Origin of the sequence: Citrobacter sp. S55_ASV_140, assembly GCF_018919505.1 — a bacterium.
GTDB classification, from domain to species: Bacteria; Pseudomonadota; Gammaproteobacteria; order Enterobacterales; family Enterobacteriaceae; genus Citrobacter; species Citrobacter werkmanii.
On record NZ_JAHLQZ010000099.1, the window covers coordinates 1 to 14,934 of the forward strand.

Sequence of the window (14,934 nt, forward strand, 5' to 3'; positions counted from 1 at the left end):
GCCCCGGACAACGCGATTTAGCCGCGCTTTATTTACGTTGCCTGACGCTGGGGTTCGGTTCCCGGCGTGACGATTTTGATCCACAGACCCACCAGGAAACCTGTCAACTGCTATGGCATTTTGCTTTCCAGCATGACGCCAGGTTCAGCGATATTGCCCAGCGAATGGAATCTGCAGCACTGGGAACGCCATTACAGCTTCCGGCGCACCGTCGCCTGCCTGACAACTCACGTCTGCACCTGATTGCCCTCATCATACTGCTCGCTCTGCTGCTGTTAAGCCAACGATTGTGGCTAAGTATTGAAGATGCTATCGGCGTGAATACGTTGCCTGATTTCCCGGTGACCCAGTCCTGCCAGGGAGATTCCAGGTGATGCAACACTGGCTGACTCTGCTGATTATTGTGCTGGTGCTGCTGGCGATTACCCTCTGGTGCGTCTGGTGGCAGTGGGAATACCGCAACGATACGTTCATCCGTGCGCAAAAAGAGATCCAGCGCGCCTGCGGCGGTCAGGATCCTTACGACAGTACGCGCATACTGATGCTGGGCGACGAAGAAGATAACCGTCTGCTTTGTCGCAGTTGGTCACTCACCGACGGCCAGGAGTATTGGTTCGGGCAATGGTGGTTTAACCCTCAGTGTAGTGTTTTGTGCCTGCCGCAAACGTTGCAAACTGCCGGGAAAAAACGGCTTATTCGCCAGAATGACTGGCAAAAAATGCTCGCGGCATTGGTGAAAAGTCGTCCGCAGCGTCCACTGGACGCGCTGATTATCACCCTGTCGCTGGATGTGCTGCAGGGCGATGAAGCCGCTCGCGCCAGCCTACTGAACAACTGCCAACAGCTACAGCAAGTATGTGGGTTGAGTTTACCGGTCTACCTGCTGATAAGCGGTGTAGAAGCACTGGAAGGGGCTTCGTCTTTGTTAGCCATGTTGCCGGAGGAGGCTCGTCGCAGCCCCATCGGCAGTGCCATCCCGGTCGCCAGAGAGGCCATCTGGAAGCCACAGTGGATAGACAGCGCGCTGGACAATACCCGAAGCTCACTGCGCATGCTCATCACGGAACTCGGCGCGCTGCGGGGAACTATGCCGGAAGATCTGTTTCGTCTGCCGGAAAACCTCCTGCCGCTAGCCGCCCCGCTGCATGATTATTTCGATTCTCTGTTTAACAGCAACGCCCGCGATGAACCTCCACTATTGCGTGGGATCTGGTTTGTCGCCCGTACGCTAACCCATGATAAACCACGGATGCAGTTTTGCCAGACGCTACTGAGCGGCAAAATTGCCGCCGAGCGTGGTCTGGCGCTCCCGGTCCGCCGCCTGCTGCGCCTGAATCTGCGCCGCCATTTCATTACCCTCGCCTGTTATAGCTGTCTTTGTGTTATCTGGCTGGCGGCAATGATCTGGAGCTGGCAATACCAACATACCAACGCCGTTTTACTACACGATCGTCTGCAAGTGCTGGCCACACAAACCCTGCGCGCCAATAACGCAGGCGAACGATCCACCGCACTGTACTGGCGAGTGCTTAACGGTATTCCGCAGTGGCAGTTTCGATCTGTTGTCTGGCCCGGTTCCTTGTTCAGCCATACCGACACAAAATTACGGGACACCTTTAATAACGCCACGTTAGCCAGCCTGCTATTACCTGCGACCAACAGCATCTGTCTGCAAAGTCAAAGTGAGAAGATGTCCGAGCAGGAGGAGCTACTGCCCGAGGAGCGTTACCGCCAGATTCAGCACCTGCTTAGCCAGGCAAAGCAAATGGAGTCGCGTTATTTACCATTACTGCAATTAATGCAGGTGAAGCAACCCACTATACAGACGCTGGCAAACGTCAGCGCCAGCATCTGGGGCGTGACCGTAGATACAGAATCGCTACCGTCGCAGGATCGTCTGAATGGGATGATTGCCACCCTCAACCTTTCACGCCTCAAGTTGCCTGACGCCAGTGAATTAACGCAGCGAAACAGCGAGTATTTTTCTCGCGAAACGATGCGCTGGCTGGAGCAAAATTATGGCAACACCAGTCTGGATAACAACGAAGAGCAGCTCGAACAGTTACTGACGTTATTCAGCAATGACTCACGGGTTACTCCGCTATTTGTGCGTTCCTTAATCCGTCAGGTCAGCCGTTTACAGGCCACGCTAACTACGATTAATAATCTTAGCCGCGATGCGACTCACTCACCTATTCGGCTGCCGTTGGATGAGCTCCTCACCCAGGCACGCACGCTCCGACTGATCGACAATGATGTGATTCAAGACGTTTTACGTCATGAAGCCTTATTGCGCCAACGCTTTCTGGCACAGGTCGATGGTTCCCGTCTGCATTTCTCCTCACTAACCGAGCAGTCGCCGGAAGGCGAGTTCAGCGTGTCACCGGATGTTGTCGCGCTGCAAAAAAGCCTGCGCGATCTGCTCAATCAACCGTTTTGGCAGCGTGGGGCGAGCCTGCCGACCGACAGAACAGCAGGTTATCCCGGGAATCTACAACTCCAGCAGGCACTGGCGCTATTTGGCGGATATGAGCGTTTTATACAACAACTTCCGGACAGTATCTGGCGTCCCAAACTCACTATGCTGGCCCGGCAATCAGTTGAAAACGCCATGCTTCAGGCACTGTACTCGGGGGCAGCCGAGTCACCTGACCATAGCAATCTCAGTACGGCTAGCGCGGATCAACTCATTGACGCGTTCAACCAGCTTAATCGTCCTCAGTTTGCCATCGCATTACGTCAGCAAGCCGCAGCCCAGGTGATTGCCCGCGTGCGCCAGGACGGCGGCGCGTTACTGCCGGCGATCGCCCCTCCCGCCGTGAATTACGCCACGGCAGAGCAGGCGCAGGTCAGCGGGCAGAAGATTGCCGGTTGGGCCAACGCGCAAGCCGCGCAAATCTCCGGCGCATTGACCCGCTATCAGCAGGATATCGACTGGCTCGACAAACAGCGTCCATGGCTTACCACGACGGAAAACCAGCTTATCGTCCGCTGGAGCAGTTCACTGGCCACAATGCAGCGGCTGCAACAACAGGATCCTGGCAGCCCGCCGATGCAAATGACCACGCTTGCCGCCGCGCTGCCCACGCTTTCCGCTCAGAATTGTCAGAGCGAGCTGGCGCAGTTCACCACTTCCGGCGGTAACGATTTTTACAGCCAATCGCTGAACGCGCTGGTAAACGCATCGCAGCAAACATGCCAGCAGCTACGCCAGCAGGCGAGCATTGGCGCGGTGGGGCAAATCTTCACACTGTACAACGTCTGGCTGGCGGGGCATTTCCCCTTTACCGCCGCGCCACAGGCACCGGATGCCGATGTCGATCGGGTTCGCGAACTCACGACTTTACTCGCGCAGCTCCCTCCAGAAACGCTCTCTGCGCAGCCGCCATTGATTCAACAACTGGCGGCGGCGCAGCCATTACTTTCCGCGCTGGTCAGTCCGGAAGGGGTTACGTTACGCGTTATCTGGCGCACCTCTCGTCACCGCGAGGTCGGCGCTGACCAAATTGCCGACTGGCGGCTTACCGGCAATCAACAGGCAATAAGCTACCCCGGCGGCACGACGGATCTGCACTGGCGTAGCGGAGACAGCCTGAACTTTAGTCTACGCTGGGCAACTAACTCCGCCTGGCGACCAATGCCAGGTCTGTCACAGACAGGTGTAACGGTAAGCGGTGATACTGGTCGCTGGCGCTGGCAGGGGGCATGGTCACTGCTGAGGATGATCAACCAACAGCGCGTCGGCGGCGCGCTGGCGCAACCGCTGCCATTACGCTTTTCGCTTCCTGTGGGAGATGGTCAGCAACAGTTACAAACCACCGTCTTTTGGCAGATCGCGCTGTTGGATGCACAGGGCAAAGCGCCGCTACCGTGGGTACCGCTTACCGAACAGGGATTATCACAAGGAAAATGATGGAACATATTCAGGCATTACTGACGCCTATTCAGGCGGATAAACCGTGCGGAGACGCGATCCGCTATTCACCAGAGTTCGACCGACTGGTCGCCGCTCGCCAGCAGGATGACGAAACGCTGCCCACGGGCGTCTGGCAAAGCACGCCGCGACGCGCTGACTGGGACGCCGTCGCACAGATCGCCACGTCGCTGACAAAAACGCTCAGCAAGGATCTGGTGATTATGAGCTGGCTGGGTGAGGCATGGATTCGGTCACAAGGCTTAACGTCTTTGCCCGATGCTCTGGCATTGGCCACGCTGGCGCTGGAGCGTTATCCAGAGGAATTGCACCCAAAAATCAAAGAGGGCGACTATGATTATCGCGCCGCCCCACTTTGCTGGATGGCGCAGCATTACGCCGTTCTGGTCGCCGAAGCTCCGCTATTTATAGCGAATGGAGAGCATATCTCCTTATCACAGTGGCAGCAGGGAAAATTATCAGACGTTCCCCTACCTGGGGCGGAAGAGTCGATCGTTACGGCGCTAACAGCAAGTCTTGAATGGCTTACGCGGCTTAATACCGTATGTCAGGGCTGGCCCGCAGCATCCGCACCGTCTTTCAATCCGCTGGAACAAAAAATTAAAACCTGCCTGCAAGCATTGGGGGCTAACTTGCCAGTCCCCTCACAGCCTGTCGTACAAGAAGCGGCACCAGTGCCTGGTAATCCCGTTGCATTTGCCCACCGCGGGGAAGCGTATCGGATGATTAAAGAGGTCGCGGATTACCTGGCGCGTACTGAACCACACAGCCCGGTGCCTTATCTGCTCTATCGCGCCTTTGCCTGGGGGAATACGCCGCTACCTGAATTGCTCAATGAACTGATTAGCGGCGATGAGTCCGCTCGCCGACTGTGGAAACAATTGGGGGTACTGCCATGAGTTGTCCTGCCGTATGTACTGGCGCGATGCTGCAATGCTCGTTTGGTATAGCGCCAGCTACGCTGAACGTGTTGCCTACCAGCCGAACCATCATCAACAACATGCCGATGGCGAATATTATGGATAACAAACCGTTTGTAAACATTCTGCCGTTCGGGATGTGCAACAGCATCGCTAACCCGACCGTTGCAGCCGCAACCGCGGCGGCGCTCGGCGTGCTGACGCCAATGCCGTGTATCCCCGCCACACCGGCCCCCTGGGCGCCGGGCTCACCCACGGTATTAGTGGGAAATATGCCCGCACTCACCGCCCAGTCAAAGCTGATCTGCATGTGGGGCGGCGTGATCCAAATTAGCTTCCCCGGCCAGGTAATGACCGTGGTGCCGTGATGAGATGCCCTTGAAATTAAGGGGGGTACGATTGCAGGAGACGACGCTGCAGGATAATCGCAGCGTCTTTAAAAGCGACTCACGCACTCCATGGCGACCGTTTTGAACTCGGTGAAATTCCGGCACGCGCAGAGTCGCGTCATGGCGCGCTCGCGCAGGAAAGTGACGAAAATATCATAAATCGCCATTGCTTCTTCATACTCGCTTTTACTGATAGCGAGCAGGAAGATCACGTGCGCCGTTTCATCGCCCCAGGCAATACCCTGCGGGGCAAGAATGGTGTAGACCACCGTTTTCTTTGCCAACAGACCGAGGGAGTGCGGCAGGGCGATGCCGTCACCCAGCATAGTGCTGACGATGGCCTCACGCTCGACCACCGAATCAAGAAACTCCGCATCGACAAAGCCTTCATCCTGCAGCTGACGGCATAGTGTATTGAACAACGTTTGTTGATCCATTGGGCCATCGATAACGCGGAAATGGGCGGCATCGAAAAATTTGTTCAGCATCCACGGACGGGTTCTGTCGACCAGCACCAGTTTGCCAATCTGCTCCAGTTGATAATCGGTAGGGAACGGCGCAATCATCACCACAGGCTTATCTTTTTCTCCGAGCCGCGCGGTCGAAATCACGAAGTCTTCGCTGATGCTTTCCCGCTGTTCGTAGTCGCGTAGCGTCACGGTATCGACGATTTCTATCTGCGGATACTTACGCGCCAACACCGCTTCAATCATCCGCGCCATCGCATTTCCGGCATCGCATACCAGCAGAACTTTCGGTTGCCTTTGATAACCAATGTTGTAACTACGTTCCAGCCCAACGCCGATATGCAGGACAAGGAAACCAATCTCATTTTCACTGATGGTGTACGGCGTATATTTTCCCCATCCCGAGACGGCGGCCAGCGTCATATCCCATGCCATCGGATAGTGTTGTTTAATATTTTCCAGCAGCGGATTAGGGATCATTATCTGGTAGCGCACCCGGGTGATCATCGTTTTAATATGCGTCAACAGGTCGGCATGTAACTGCTTGTCATTCAACAGGTTGTAGTTGTACTGGCTGTTGATAAACCGCAGGATGTAATTGACCAGCGCTTCATCATCATCCGCATTGATGGCACTGGGAGCGATCTCCTGAACCTGGCGAGCAGCAATATGCACCTGCAGCCAGTTCTCTTCAGAAATGGAGAGCGGTTTATCCGCCAACCGATGCAATACCGCCGCGATTTCCCGTGTGGCCAGGCATACAGATTGCTCGGCTTCTTCTGCGGCAAATTCCGGTAGCGGATACCCTTCGCTAATCCGCCGTACCGCCACCGCGCAGTACAAGCGCAAAAACAGCTCGCCCTCATCGGTCAGGCGGATATGAAAACGGGCGAAAATGTCCTGCAAAACGGGTTGCAGCCGCTCAGGAAGCCCGGCATTCAATGCTTCTTCCGTCACCAATGGGTGCTGCGGATCCTGCTGTGCCAGCATCCACAGCAGATCGGTCAAACAGGCGCGGATCGCCATCTCGCTGCCAAACAGCTTCATGCCGTGTCGCGGGCGCGTTTCCAGCGTCAGATGATAACGTTGCAGATGCTCGCGCACCTCTGCCATATCGTTTTGCAGCGTCGCGCGACTGATAAACCATTCATCAGCCAAATCTTCCAGCTTCAGTGAAAAGGCCGAAGTCAGAAAGCGAACCACCAGCCAGTGAACTCGTTCCTGGCTGGTGCGTGGGATACGCAGCAACGTGTCGGGCTGCTGCGTCTGCAGGGTATGAAAACTTGCCGGATCGTCAATTTTGAGCTGATAACCGTTACCCCGGCTGAGGACAAACTGCGCGCCATACTGGGTGAGCAGCGCGTTTAGCGCGGTGATGTCCGCCCGTACGGTGCGTGTGGAAACCGACAACCGCTGCGCCAGCTCGTCCTGTGGAAGCGCTTCGTTTTGCAACATGCCAAATAGCTGCGCTAAACGTTGGTTGGGGAATCGCACGTCAGTTTCCTCATCTGTCAATTAACCTACGCAGGCCCGGGTCATCGCCATCAGTTGGCGTACGTCGTCCGGACGGGTGTTACCACTCACCTTATCAATAATCGAACTATAGATGTGAGGAATGATTTTGCTCACGCCGGCATCGAGGGCGATCTGCAGGATTTCACTGAAATTATCCAGATCGATCCCCCCCGTTGGCTCCAGCCAGAAGTCATGACGCGCGCAGGCCCGGGCGACCGCGATGTACTCGTCACGGCATTGCAGGCCGCCCATTGGGAAGTATTTAATTGAGCTACCGCCCATATCTTTGAGCAGCGCAATGGCGGTTTCTACCGGCACAATGCCGTCCGGCGCTTTGCTGCTTAGCGGACCGGTGGATATCTTTACCAGTCCCGGCGTACCGGTTGGTGAAACCAGACCGTTGACCACCGTGTCCTGCTGGCCCAGCAGCGCGCGACTGGCCGCCACGCCGGTAAAGACCTGATTAACATGCTGTGGCTGCACCTGACGGGAAATTTCACTGACCATCGCCGACTGGTTAGGATCGCCCGCCCCCAGCCCCACGGAGAGCGCATTGTCGATCAGCGCCGCGTATTCACGCATATCCGTTACCGCGCTTGCGACATCCGGGTAATTTTTTGACAGTACGCCAACCAGCACGTGCCCTTCCGCCGCCGCGTAAATCTCCCGGGCGTTTTCTTTGGAGCCTGCCAGTACGTTCAGGCAGACGCGGTCGCGATAAAAATTTGGGATCAGTTTCATGCTTTTTTCTCCTGCGAAATCACTTCACCAATTCGACGGGCCACAATCTCCAGTTGCGCGCGATCAACGCTGCGTACATCGGCTTCGATAATGCCTTCGTTGGCTTTGTAACCGCGGAAGTAAATCGCGTACTCCCCTTGCTTCAGCGCGTCGACCAGCTCGCCCGTGGCGATCCCGGTTACCGCTTCGTCAAATTTAATTTCCGTGCGTGCGATATCGCGCCCTGCGCTGTCCCACACCACGCGGGCGCTTACGCCGTGAAGCTGATTCAAGTCATTAATAAACGGCGTCATTTTCTCGACCATTTCCGCACCGCTCTCTTTCTGCGCGTTGAGGTACAGTTCAATAGCGCAGGTCAGGCCAAGTATTCCCTCTTTACCCACCTTCATTGCCCGGCCAATACCCGCCGTTTGACGTTTTACCCACTCAACGTATTGAGTTTTACCGATCACCAGACCGCTGGTTGGCCCCTCAATCGCCTTCGCGCCGCTATAGATAACGAGATCTGCGCCCACGCGGTAGTAGCACTGCAAATCTTCTTCCGCCGCCGCGTCCACAATCAGCGGTAGATTATGCGTGCGCGCCACCACCGCTGCCTGCTCCACGCTGAGCATACTTTTCTGTACGCAGTGGTGAGATTTGATATACAGAATGGCCGCGGTGCGCGGTGTGATGGCCGCTGCCAGTTGCGCCGCGGAACATTCATTGGCATAACCGGCTTCTACGACCTTGCCGCCGCCAAGCGCTACCATGGTGCCCACCGGCGCGCCAAAGTTGACGTTGTGGCCTCTGGGCAACACGATTTCGTTGTTGTCGATGGGCGTGACGTGCAGGTTCTCCAGCAACCAGTCGCTGTCTTTAACCAGCACAGCCGCGACCGACTGGGCGATCCCGGCCGAAGCGCAGGAGACAACGGTTGCCCCTTCCACTTCCAGCAATTTCGCGATGTAGTCACCGGTTTTATTCACCAGGTCTTTCATCTCAAAGTATTGGTTCATCCCCGCCATCGCGGCCTCAACCACTTCGGGTCGCGGCGTAGAGACACCGAGCGCCGTCATGCGACCTGATGTGTTAATCACCTGTTTTAATTTGTATTTCTCAAAAATCGAAGACATGTTCCGCGCTCCCTTGTTCGGTCATATAGCCCTTACCCGCACGTATTGCGGCAAGCGGCACCAGCAGTTGTTCAGCCTGCAGGCTGTCGTTTTCTGCATCTACCAGCACGGTTGGCTGGCGTTTCAGCGTAAAGAGGGTTAAATCGGCATCCAGACCGACCTGCAGTCGCCCCTTCTGTTTCAGGCGCAGACCATCGGCAGCATGGGCGGTAACGCATTCAATGACCTGCGGAAGCGACATGCCAATGGCGAGGAATTTCGACATTACATTCGCCAGGGAATGCACCGGGCCGCTGATACGGTTACGACAGTAAATATCGGAGCTGATGGTGTGCGGCAAAATACCCAGGCCGATAGCGCGTTTTGCCACCGCAAAGCTCAGGCTGGCGGTGCCATGCCCAACATCCAGACGCACGCCGCGTGAAATCGCCCGCGTCACTGACGCCCGCAACTCACCTTGCGGCGTCAGAATGCGGTTCGGCTTACCGTTGTAGCAGTGGGTAATAATGTCGCCCGCGGTGAGGCGTTCGGCGATCTCATCCAGATCTGGCGGGTTGTTGCCGATGTGCACCATCAGCGGCAGGTCGCTGTTTTGCGCCTGCATCGCTTTGGCGCGCTCCAGCGGCGTGATGCCGTTAACCCCTACCACGCTGCTGCTCATGCGCGCCTTCAGGCCGACGATAAAGTCCGGGTGACGTTTCACCGCCAGCCGCACCGCATCGGCGTCAATATTGGCCATGTCAGCCAGCTCGTTTTGGGCAATAAGCCCAACGCGTGAAACATTCAGCAGCGCATAAACCTCGGTGGCCGCGCCACGGGTCAGCGTGTAAAAATCGTCAATATCATCAGCGCCAGTGCTCCCGGCATCCACCACGGTGGTTACGCCAGTGGCAATACCCACGCTGTCCGGTTCGTCGTGGTAAATCGGCGATTTCGGGTAGCAGTGAACGTGAGAATCAATCCAACCCGCGCTAACGTAACATTCGCCGCGCAGGTCAATGGTTTTCAGCGCCGGACCATCAACGTCACCCAACGCCGCGATTTTGCCATCCTGAAGGGCAATATTAGTCAGCGTGTCATCGACCAGACGCGCATGGCGCAGGAGTAAATCAAACATCGTTCTCTCCTTTGCCGGATGGCGGCGTAACCGCCTTATCCGGCCTACAAATCAACAGTTAGCTAATCGCAATCGGGAAGATGGAACCGAGGATCATCGCGCCGAGAATCGCCCCGCCGGTGATCGGTTTTTGCCAGATATAAAACAGCAGCGCACCCAGCAGCGAACCCACGCCAATCGGAATAGAGGCCGTCATCGCACTGAGGATAATCAAGGGACCGAGGAAGCGGCCAGAAGCGTTACCGGCCCCCATCATCACGTCCGCTCCGTAGGTTGAGTCGCTCTGATTGATGGTGAACTTACGCGCCAGAATGATGATGTAGCCAATCGCCAGACCAATCACCAGACCGGTGACCAGCGAGGCAGCGAAGTTGGCGACCGGGAAGATAATTCCCGCGCCCAACAGCAGCGCCGGAACGCCTAACCCGACCCCGGTCTGGATCGCCCCGCCGATATCCAGAATCCCCACCAGCGAACCTTCAATGATGCGGGCAAACAGGAAGCTGGCGCCAAATGCCGCTACCGCCCCGTAGGAGCCAGTGTCCATTCCCGCTTTCAACATCGCCACGAACGCCACTTCGTTGAATGCGCCGATACCGTACAGGTAGTACATGTGCGTTCCGGCAAATACGCCGGATGAGAGCAGGCCAACGAAGATCGGGAACGACCAGTCGGCGAACCAAAAACCTTTATTCTGTTCCATGATGGCCTCCGTTATTTACCGCTGAGCGAGTTATGGATAAGTTCCAACCAGTCAGGCACGGTCAGATGGAAGGATTCGATCATCTTCATGTCGAAGCCGCGGAAGAAGCCGCTCAGGACGAACAGCGCGACGATAGCCACCATCATCACTTTCGTCACGTGGTTCCAGCCGCTCTCTTCAACACCTTTGCCGATCAAAATGCCCAGAACCAGACCCGGGACGGCGTTACCCATAATTAACTGCGCCGCGCCGCCAAAAACGGTAGCCCAGAAGCCGGATTTCTTACCGGCGTCGATCGCCGCCAGCCAGAAGATCACTGGCATCACGGTGTTAACCAGCAGGTTTGCCGCGGGCACCAGCACCTTAACGGCAGTAACCTGTAGCGCTTCCGGTACGGATGACGCGGTGAGGTTCAGGAAGGTCACGACAATCATGCCGATAACACCGCAGGCGATCGCCATGCGCTTAGGATCGTGCAGCGTTTCACCAACGTTGCGATTTTTGATCATCAGCGCGGCGGCCCCCCAGTTGGGGATGATGCGATGGTCGACGTCCTGCGTGAACGCCCCTGCGGCAACGGAAGAAGCCCAGGCGTTAAAGAAAAAGCCCAGACCGAATGAGAAGTGAGAAGCCGGATCCCCTTCACAGGAATTCAGTTCTCCCAGAGTACGAAACGCGCCCATCCCTTGAGTGGTCGGCGCATGAAACATGCGTGCAGCCCCAGCGCCGACACCGACGCCAACCAGGCCGCCGATGATGAGCGATTTTATTAATATTATCAGGAACATAATTATGCCTTTTAATAAAAGATCAGCGTTGCGTAACGAAATCCACCTTGTCGAGATTGATGGCAGTCACGTTGACGGTCACGTCCAGCTCCACGCTGAAGGTGCGTCTTTCCCGGCGCAGGAAGAGGAACAAAAACGCCTCTTTGCGCACCGTTTCACGCGCTTGAACAACCTGCACATCCTGTGGCTCAATACGCAGTAAGATATGCGGGGACGCTTTCATCACCGCAGCCTGAACGTGGTTCAGGGCGTCGGCAAAGGCGCGCGCTTTAGCCTCCCCCTTACCCGTGACTCTCACCGTGGTGGTGAATTGCTCTTTCATGCTTAAGCGCCGTATTTCTTTTGCCACGCCTGTACCAGGCGCTCGCCGAGTTCTTCTTTGTCCATAAAACCGAACCCCAACACGTTGCAGCCTTCGTTGATGGCGGTTACCCCTTCATCGACCGAGCGCATGCCATATTTCGCCTTGTAGCCATATTTGGTTTGCGCGGTAATCGCGCCCGCCCCGCCGCTACCGCAAAACGAGATCCCAAAGGTGGCGTTTTCCGCTTTCATCACATCGCCCAGCTTCATATCTGCCGCGACACCCGGCACCACGACCGCGCGGCCACCCGCTTTCTCAACGCCTGCCGCCACTTTCTGGCCTTTACCCAGGCGATCGCCAATCACTACGGTAATTTGATCCATCTTTTGCTCCTTAAAGGTTGTCTTTCGCGACTTCGAAGTGCACCGACAGCAGCCAGGCCTCTTCCTCAGGAAGATTGCCAAACTCAGCGACCACGTCGCGGGCAAGCGCCATTGATTCGGCAGATATTTCATCAAACAAGCTGGCATCGACTTCTGGTAAGGGTTCACCCGTTACCGAGCGGTGCGCCATGGCGCGAACATGCGACGTCAGCATCTGTTCCTGTACGGCGTTGGGAATAATGTGGCGTTCACGCAGCAAGGCATACACCTGCGCCAGCATGCGGTCGGCCAGTTCAACCGATTCCCCCATGTCATTCATTACAGCTCCGTTATTCACTCGTCTTACCCCACTAATGGCTCTGAGGGTAAATTAGCGGCGGGGGTTAAAAGTTTGTAGCGAGTTGTTTTCCACTTCGAAGTGGAAAGAGGCGCAGCGATAGTGATCTATGCCGCAGAAAAGGCGATATTTGCGCTTTAGTGGCGGGAAACTGTGACGGGTATCGCAAGAGATGAGCAGAAAAAACCAGTTCGGCGAATGATTTCTCTAACTCTAAAGTTGAAAAAATGTGACGGGGATAGCCTTTGGCGTCTTATCCGGCCTACGATTTGCAGGCCGGATAGAGCAAATTAACGGAACTTCTTGTGGTTTTCGTTGCGTGTTTTTTTCAGGTCTTCCGCAACGGCTTTCGCCTCTTTGACTTTACCTTCGTTCGCCAGCTTCAACGCGCCGTCGATCTGACCGATCAGCGTGTCAAAGCCGTGGCGGAAATCCTTCATCTCCGGGCTGTCCGGGGATTTGTTTTCCAGCTTCGGCGGCGTTCCCTTTTGCGCGTCCAGCGCGGCTGCACGCATTTTGGTTAACGCGTCTTTCAGCTCAGTCGCATTATCCGTTTTTTCGACGATTTTCAGGTTGTCGTTGAGGATCCCCATATCGTCTTCAAGATCGGCTGCAAACGCAGAAGAACCAAGAATCAGCGTTGAAGCTGCGACGATCGCTAACAGGTGTTTACGCATTGCTCACTTCCTTTTTTATTATTCAAAAATAAACAAACGCCAGATACCCTCAATAATTCACGCCACAGCTTGAAGTATGACGGGTATTATTGCCCGGCGATCTTCATCTCCGGCAACAGGACTGAACCACACTGAATATTACTGCGCGTTTCAATATCGTTGCCGACGGTGACGATATTACGCCACATCTCTTTTAAGTTACCGGCGATGGTAATTTCACTCACCGGATACTGAATTTCGCCGTTTTCGACCCAGAAGCCCGCCGCGCCGCGCGAGTAATCGCCGGTAATGCCGCTTACGCCCTGCCCCATCAGCTCGGTCACCACCAGGCCCGTGCCCATCTCTTTGAGCATCTGCTCGAAGCTTAGACCTTGTCCGGGAATACGCCAGTTGTGAATACCGCCCGCATGACCGGTGCTCTTCAGCCCCAGCTTACGTGCAGAGTAGTTGGTCAGCAGCCACTGGGTCAAAATGCCGTCTTTAATAATGTCACGGCGCTCTGTGCGTACGCCTTCGCTGTCAAATGGCGAGGAGGCCAGCCCTTTCAGCAGATGGGGATGCTCTTCAATGGTCAACCATTCCGGCAGAATTTGTTTGCCCAGCGAGTCCAGCAGGAAGGTGGATTTGCGATATACAGAGCCACCAGCAATCGCGCCGACCAGGTGTCCGAACAGTCCGGTCGCCACTTCATTGGCGAAAATAACCGGCGCTTTCATGGTGGAAAGCTTACGCGGAGACAGGCGCGATAAGGTACGGCGCGCACAGTCTGCCCCTACCCATTCCGGCGTTTGCAGATCGCCCATCGCCCGGCCAATGGTGTAAGCGTAATCACGCTCCATATCGCCATTTTCTTCCGCGATCACGCAGCTGGAAAGGGAATGACGCGTGGAGCAGTAGCCCTGCAGCATGCCGTGGCTGTTGCCAAACACTTTGATGCCATAGTGGCTGTTAAAGCTGCCGCCTTCGGTATTGGTGATACGCTTATCAGCCTGCAGCGCTGCCTGTTCAGCACGAGCAGCCAGTTCGATAGCTTCGTCAGGGGAAACGTCCGCGGGGTGGAACAGGTCCAAATCGGGCGCATCAAAGGCCAGCAGTTCTTTATCTGCCACGCCCGCGCATGGGTCCGGCGAGGTGTAACGAGCGATGTCCAGCGCGGCCTGCACGGTACGGGCAATCGCCTGCGGGCTTAAATCGGTGGAGGATGCGCTGCCCTTACGGTTCTGGTGATAAACCGTAATCCCCAGCGCACCATCGCTATTGAATTCTACGTTCTCCACTTCACCATAACGGGTGCTGACGCTAATACCCGTGGTCTTGCTAACAGCGACTTCCGCGCCATCCGACTTACCTGACGCTAATTCCAGAGCCGTCGAGACCGCTTCTTCCAGAATCTTACGCTGCGCTTCAACTTGTGAGATTACTTTCATCGCAAATGCCATAATGTAGAGAGAGTTTCTCTGAAGTCTAACAGAGAACCGTTTTTCAGTGCGCATCTTAACTGGTAACATTAGCCTCTTTTTTTAAGGAGCCTGACATGACTAAGC

Annotated in this window: 14 protein-coding genes and 1 pseudogene; 4 read left to right on the forward strand and 11 right to left on the reverse strand. The window is 55.8% G+C overall.

Features of this window, described 5'->3' with window-relative positions; all coding sequences use genetic code 11:
- From KQJ18_RS14915 to KQJ18_RS14930, 4 genes and pseudogenes are all read left to right on the forward strand, one after another.
- Positions 1-374, forward strand: a pseudogene (locus KQJ18_RS14915) (T6SS protein Cts2U); the annotation flags it as partial.
- A complete protein-coding gene (locus KQJ18_RS14920) occupies positions 374-3,913 on the forward strand; it encodes a type VI secretion system protein (protein ID WP_253297493.1) in 3,540 nt (1,179 codons plus the stop codon). The pseudogene KQJ18_RS14915 and the gene KQJ18_RS14920, both read left to right, overlap by 1 nt.
- Positions 3,910-4,833: a type VI secretion system ImpA family N-terminal domain-containing protein gene (locus tag KQJ18_RS14925; RefSeq protein WP_253297492.1), complete on the forward strand. Its 924-nt coding sequence runs from the start codon at positions 3,910-3,912 to the stop codon at positions 4,831-4,833. Before KQJ18_RS14920 ends, KQJ18_RS14925 begins: the two co-directional genes overlap by 4 nt.
- The gene (locus tag KQJ18_RS14930; RefSeq protein ID WP_216422209.1) at positions 4,830-5,222 is read left to right on the forward strand and encodes a DUF4280 domain-containing protein; all 393 of its coding nucleotides are present in this window, start codon (positions 4,830-4,832) and stop codon (positions 5,220-5,222) included. Before KQJ18_RS14925 ends, KQJ18_RS14930 begins: the two co-directional genes overlap by 4 nt.
- A gap of 68 nt (positions 5,223-5,290) precedes the next feature.
- On the opposite strand, the gene KQJ18_RS14935 is transcribed toward KQJ18_RS14930, so the two are convergent.
- From KQJ18_RS14935 to pmbA, 11 genes are all read right to left on the reverse strand, one after another.
- Positions 5,291-7,204 (reverse strand): BglG family transcription antiterminator, encoded by a 1,914-nt coding sequence (locus KQJ18_RS14935; RefSeq protein ID WP_216422210.1) that lies wholly within the window; start codon positions 7,202-7,204, stop codon positions 5,291-5,293.
- A gap of 21 nt (positions 7,205-7,225) precedes the next feature.
- Positions 7,226-7,966 (reverse strand): KDGP aldolase family protein, encoded by a 741-nt coding sequence (locus KQJ18_RS14940; protein ID WP_204527861.1) that lies wholly within the window; start codon positions 7,964-7,966, stop codon positions 7,226-7,228.
- Positions 7,963-9,081 carry a DgaE family pyridoxal phosphate-dependent ammonia lyase gene (locus KQJ18_RS14945; RefSeq protein ID WP_216422212.1) on the reverse strand — a complete coding sequence of 373 codons (1,119 nt, stop codon included), beginning with the start codon at positions 9,079-9,081 and terminating at the stop codon, positions 7,963-7,965. The genes KQJ18_RS14940 and KQJ18_RS14945 overlap by 4 nt, the downstream gene beginning before the upstream one ends.
- Complete coding sequence (locus KQJ18_RS14950) at positions 9,065-10,198, reverse strand: amidohydrolase/deacetylase family metallohydrolase (RefSeq protein ID WP_216422213.1); 1,134 nt, start codon at positions 10,196-10,198, stop codon at positions 9,065-9,067. Before KQJ18_RS14950 ends, KQJ18_RS14945 begins: the two co-directional genes overlap by 17 nt.
- A gap of 58 nt (positions 10,199-10,256) precedes the next feature.
- Positions 10,257-10,901, reverse strand: coding sequence for a DUF4310 family protein (locus KQJ18_RS14955; RefSeq protein ID WP_038636652.1), 645 nt, complete (start codon positions 10,899-10,901; stop codon positions 10,257-10,259).
- An 11-nt stretch (positions 10,902-10,912) separates the two neighbouring features.
- Positions 10,913-11,689 carry a DUF4311 domain-containing protein gene (locus KQJ18_RS14960; RefSeq protein WP_006686375.1) on the reverse strand — a complete coding sequence of 259 codons (777 nt, stop codon included), beginning with the start codon at positions 11,687-11,689 and terminating at the stop codon, positions 10,913-10,915.
- 22 nt (positions 11,690-11,711) lie between these two features.
- Positions 11,712-12,011: a DUF4312 family protein gene (locus KQJ18_RS14965; protein ID WP_038636649.1), complete on the reverse strand. Its 300-nt coding sequence runs from the start codon at positions 12,009-12,011 to the stop codon at positions 11,712-11,714.
- Positions 12,012-12,013: 2 nt separating this feature from the next.
- Positions 12,014-12,376: an SFCGS family glycine-rich protein gene (locus KQJ18_RS14970; RefSeq protein ID WP_038636646.1), complete on the reverse strand. Its 363-nt coding sequence runs from the start codon at positions 12,374-12,376 to the stop codon at positions 12,014-12,016.
- Between the two features lie 10 nt (positions 12,377-12,386).
- Complete coding sequence (locus tag KQJ18_RS14975; protein WP_016151467.1) at positions 12,387-12,695, reverse strand: PRD domain-containing protein; 309 nt, start codon at positions 12,693-12,695, stop codon at positions 12,387-12,389.
- A gap of 308 nt (positions 12,696-13,003) precedes the next feature.
- On the reverse strand, positions 13,004-13,390 hold the full coding sequence (gene cybC, locus KQJ18_RS14980; RefSeq protein WP_038636643.1) for a cytochrome b562: 387 nt from the start codon (positions 13,388-13,390) through the stop codon (positions 13,004-13,006).
- 86 nt (positions 13,391-13,476) lie between these two features.
- Positions 13,477-14,829 carry a metalloprotease PmbA gene (gene pmbA, locus KQJ18_RS14985; protein ID WP_038636641.1) on the reverse strand — a complete coding sequence of 451 codons (1,353 nt, stop codon included), beginning with the start codon at positions 14,827-14,829 and terminating at the stop codon, positions 13,477-13,479.
- Positions 14,830-14,934: the final 105 nt, after the last annotated feature.

Excerpts from the sequence above, each read along its gene's own strand:
- KQJ18_RS14920 (WP_253297493.1), top strand. The coding sequence starts at position 374 with ATGCAACACTGGCTGACTCTGCTGATTATTGTGCTGGTGCTGCTGGCG.
- KQJ18_RS14925 (WP_253297492.1), top strand. The coding sequence starts at position 3,910 with ATGATGGAACATATTCAGGCATTACTGACGCCTATTCAGGCGGATAAA.
- KQJ18_RS14930 (WP_216422209.1), top strand. The coding sequence starts at position 4,830 with ATGAGTTGTCCTGCCGTATGTACTGGCGCGATGCTGCAATGCTCGTTT.
- KQJ18_RS14940 (WP_204527861.1), bottom strand. The coding sequence starts at position 7,966 with ATGAAACTGATCCCAAATTTTTATCGCGACCGCGTCTGCCTGAACGTA.
- KQJ18_RS14945 (WP_216422212.1), bottom strand. The coding sequence starts at position 9,081 with ATGTCTTCGATTTTTGAGAAATACAAATTAAAACAGGTGATTAACACA.
- KQJ18_RS14950 (WP_216422213.1), bottom strand. The coding sequence starts at position 10,198 with ATGTTTGATTTACTCCTGCGCCATGCGCGTCTGGTCGATGACACGCTG.
- KQJ18_RS14955 (WP_038636652.1), bottom strand. The coding sequence starts at position 10,901 with ATGGAACAGAATAAAGGTTTTTGGTTCGCCGACTGGTCGTTCCCGATC.
- KQJ18_RS14960 (WP_006686375.1), bottom strand. The coding sequence starts at position 11,689 with ATGTTCCTGATAATATTAATAAAATCGCTCATCATCGGCGGCCTGGTT.
- KQJ18_RS14965 (WP_038636649.1), bottom strand. The coding sequence starts at position 12,011 with ATGAAAGAGCAATTCACCACCACGGTGAGAGTCACGGGTAAGGGGGAG.
- KQJ18_RS14970 (WP_038636646.1), bottom strand. The coding sequence starts at position 12,376 with ATGGATCAAATTACCGTAGTGATTGGCGATCGCCTGGGTAAAGGCCAG.
- KQJ18_RS14975 (WP_016151467.1), bottom strand. The coding sequence starts at position 12,695 with ATGAATGACATGGGGGAATCGGTTGAACTGGCCGACCGCATGCTGGCG.
- cybC (WP_038636643.1), bottom strand. The coding sequence starts at position 13,390 with ATGCGTAAACACCTGTTAGCGATCGTCGCAGCTTCAACGCTGATTCTT.
- pmbA (WP_038636641.1), bottom strand. The coding sequence starts at position 14,829 with ATGGCATTTGCGATGAAAGTAATCTCACAAGTTGAAGCGCAGCGTAAG.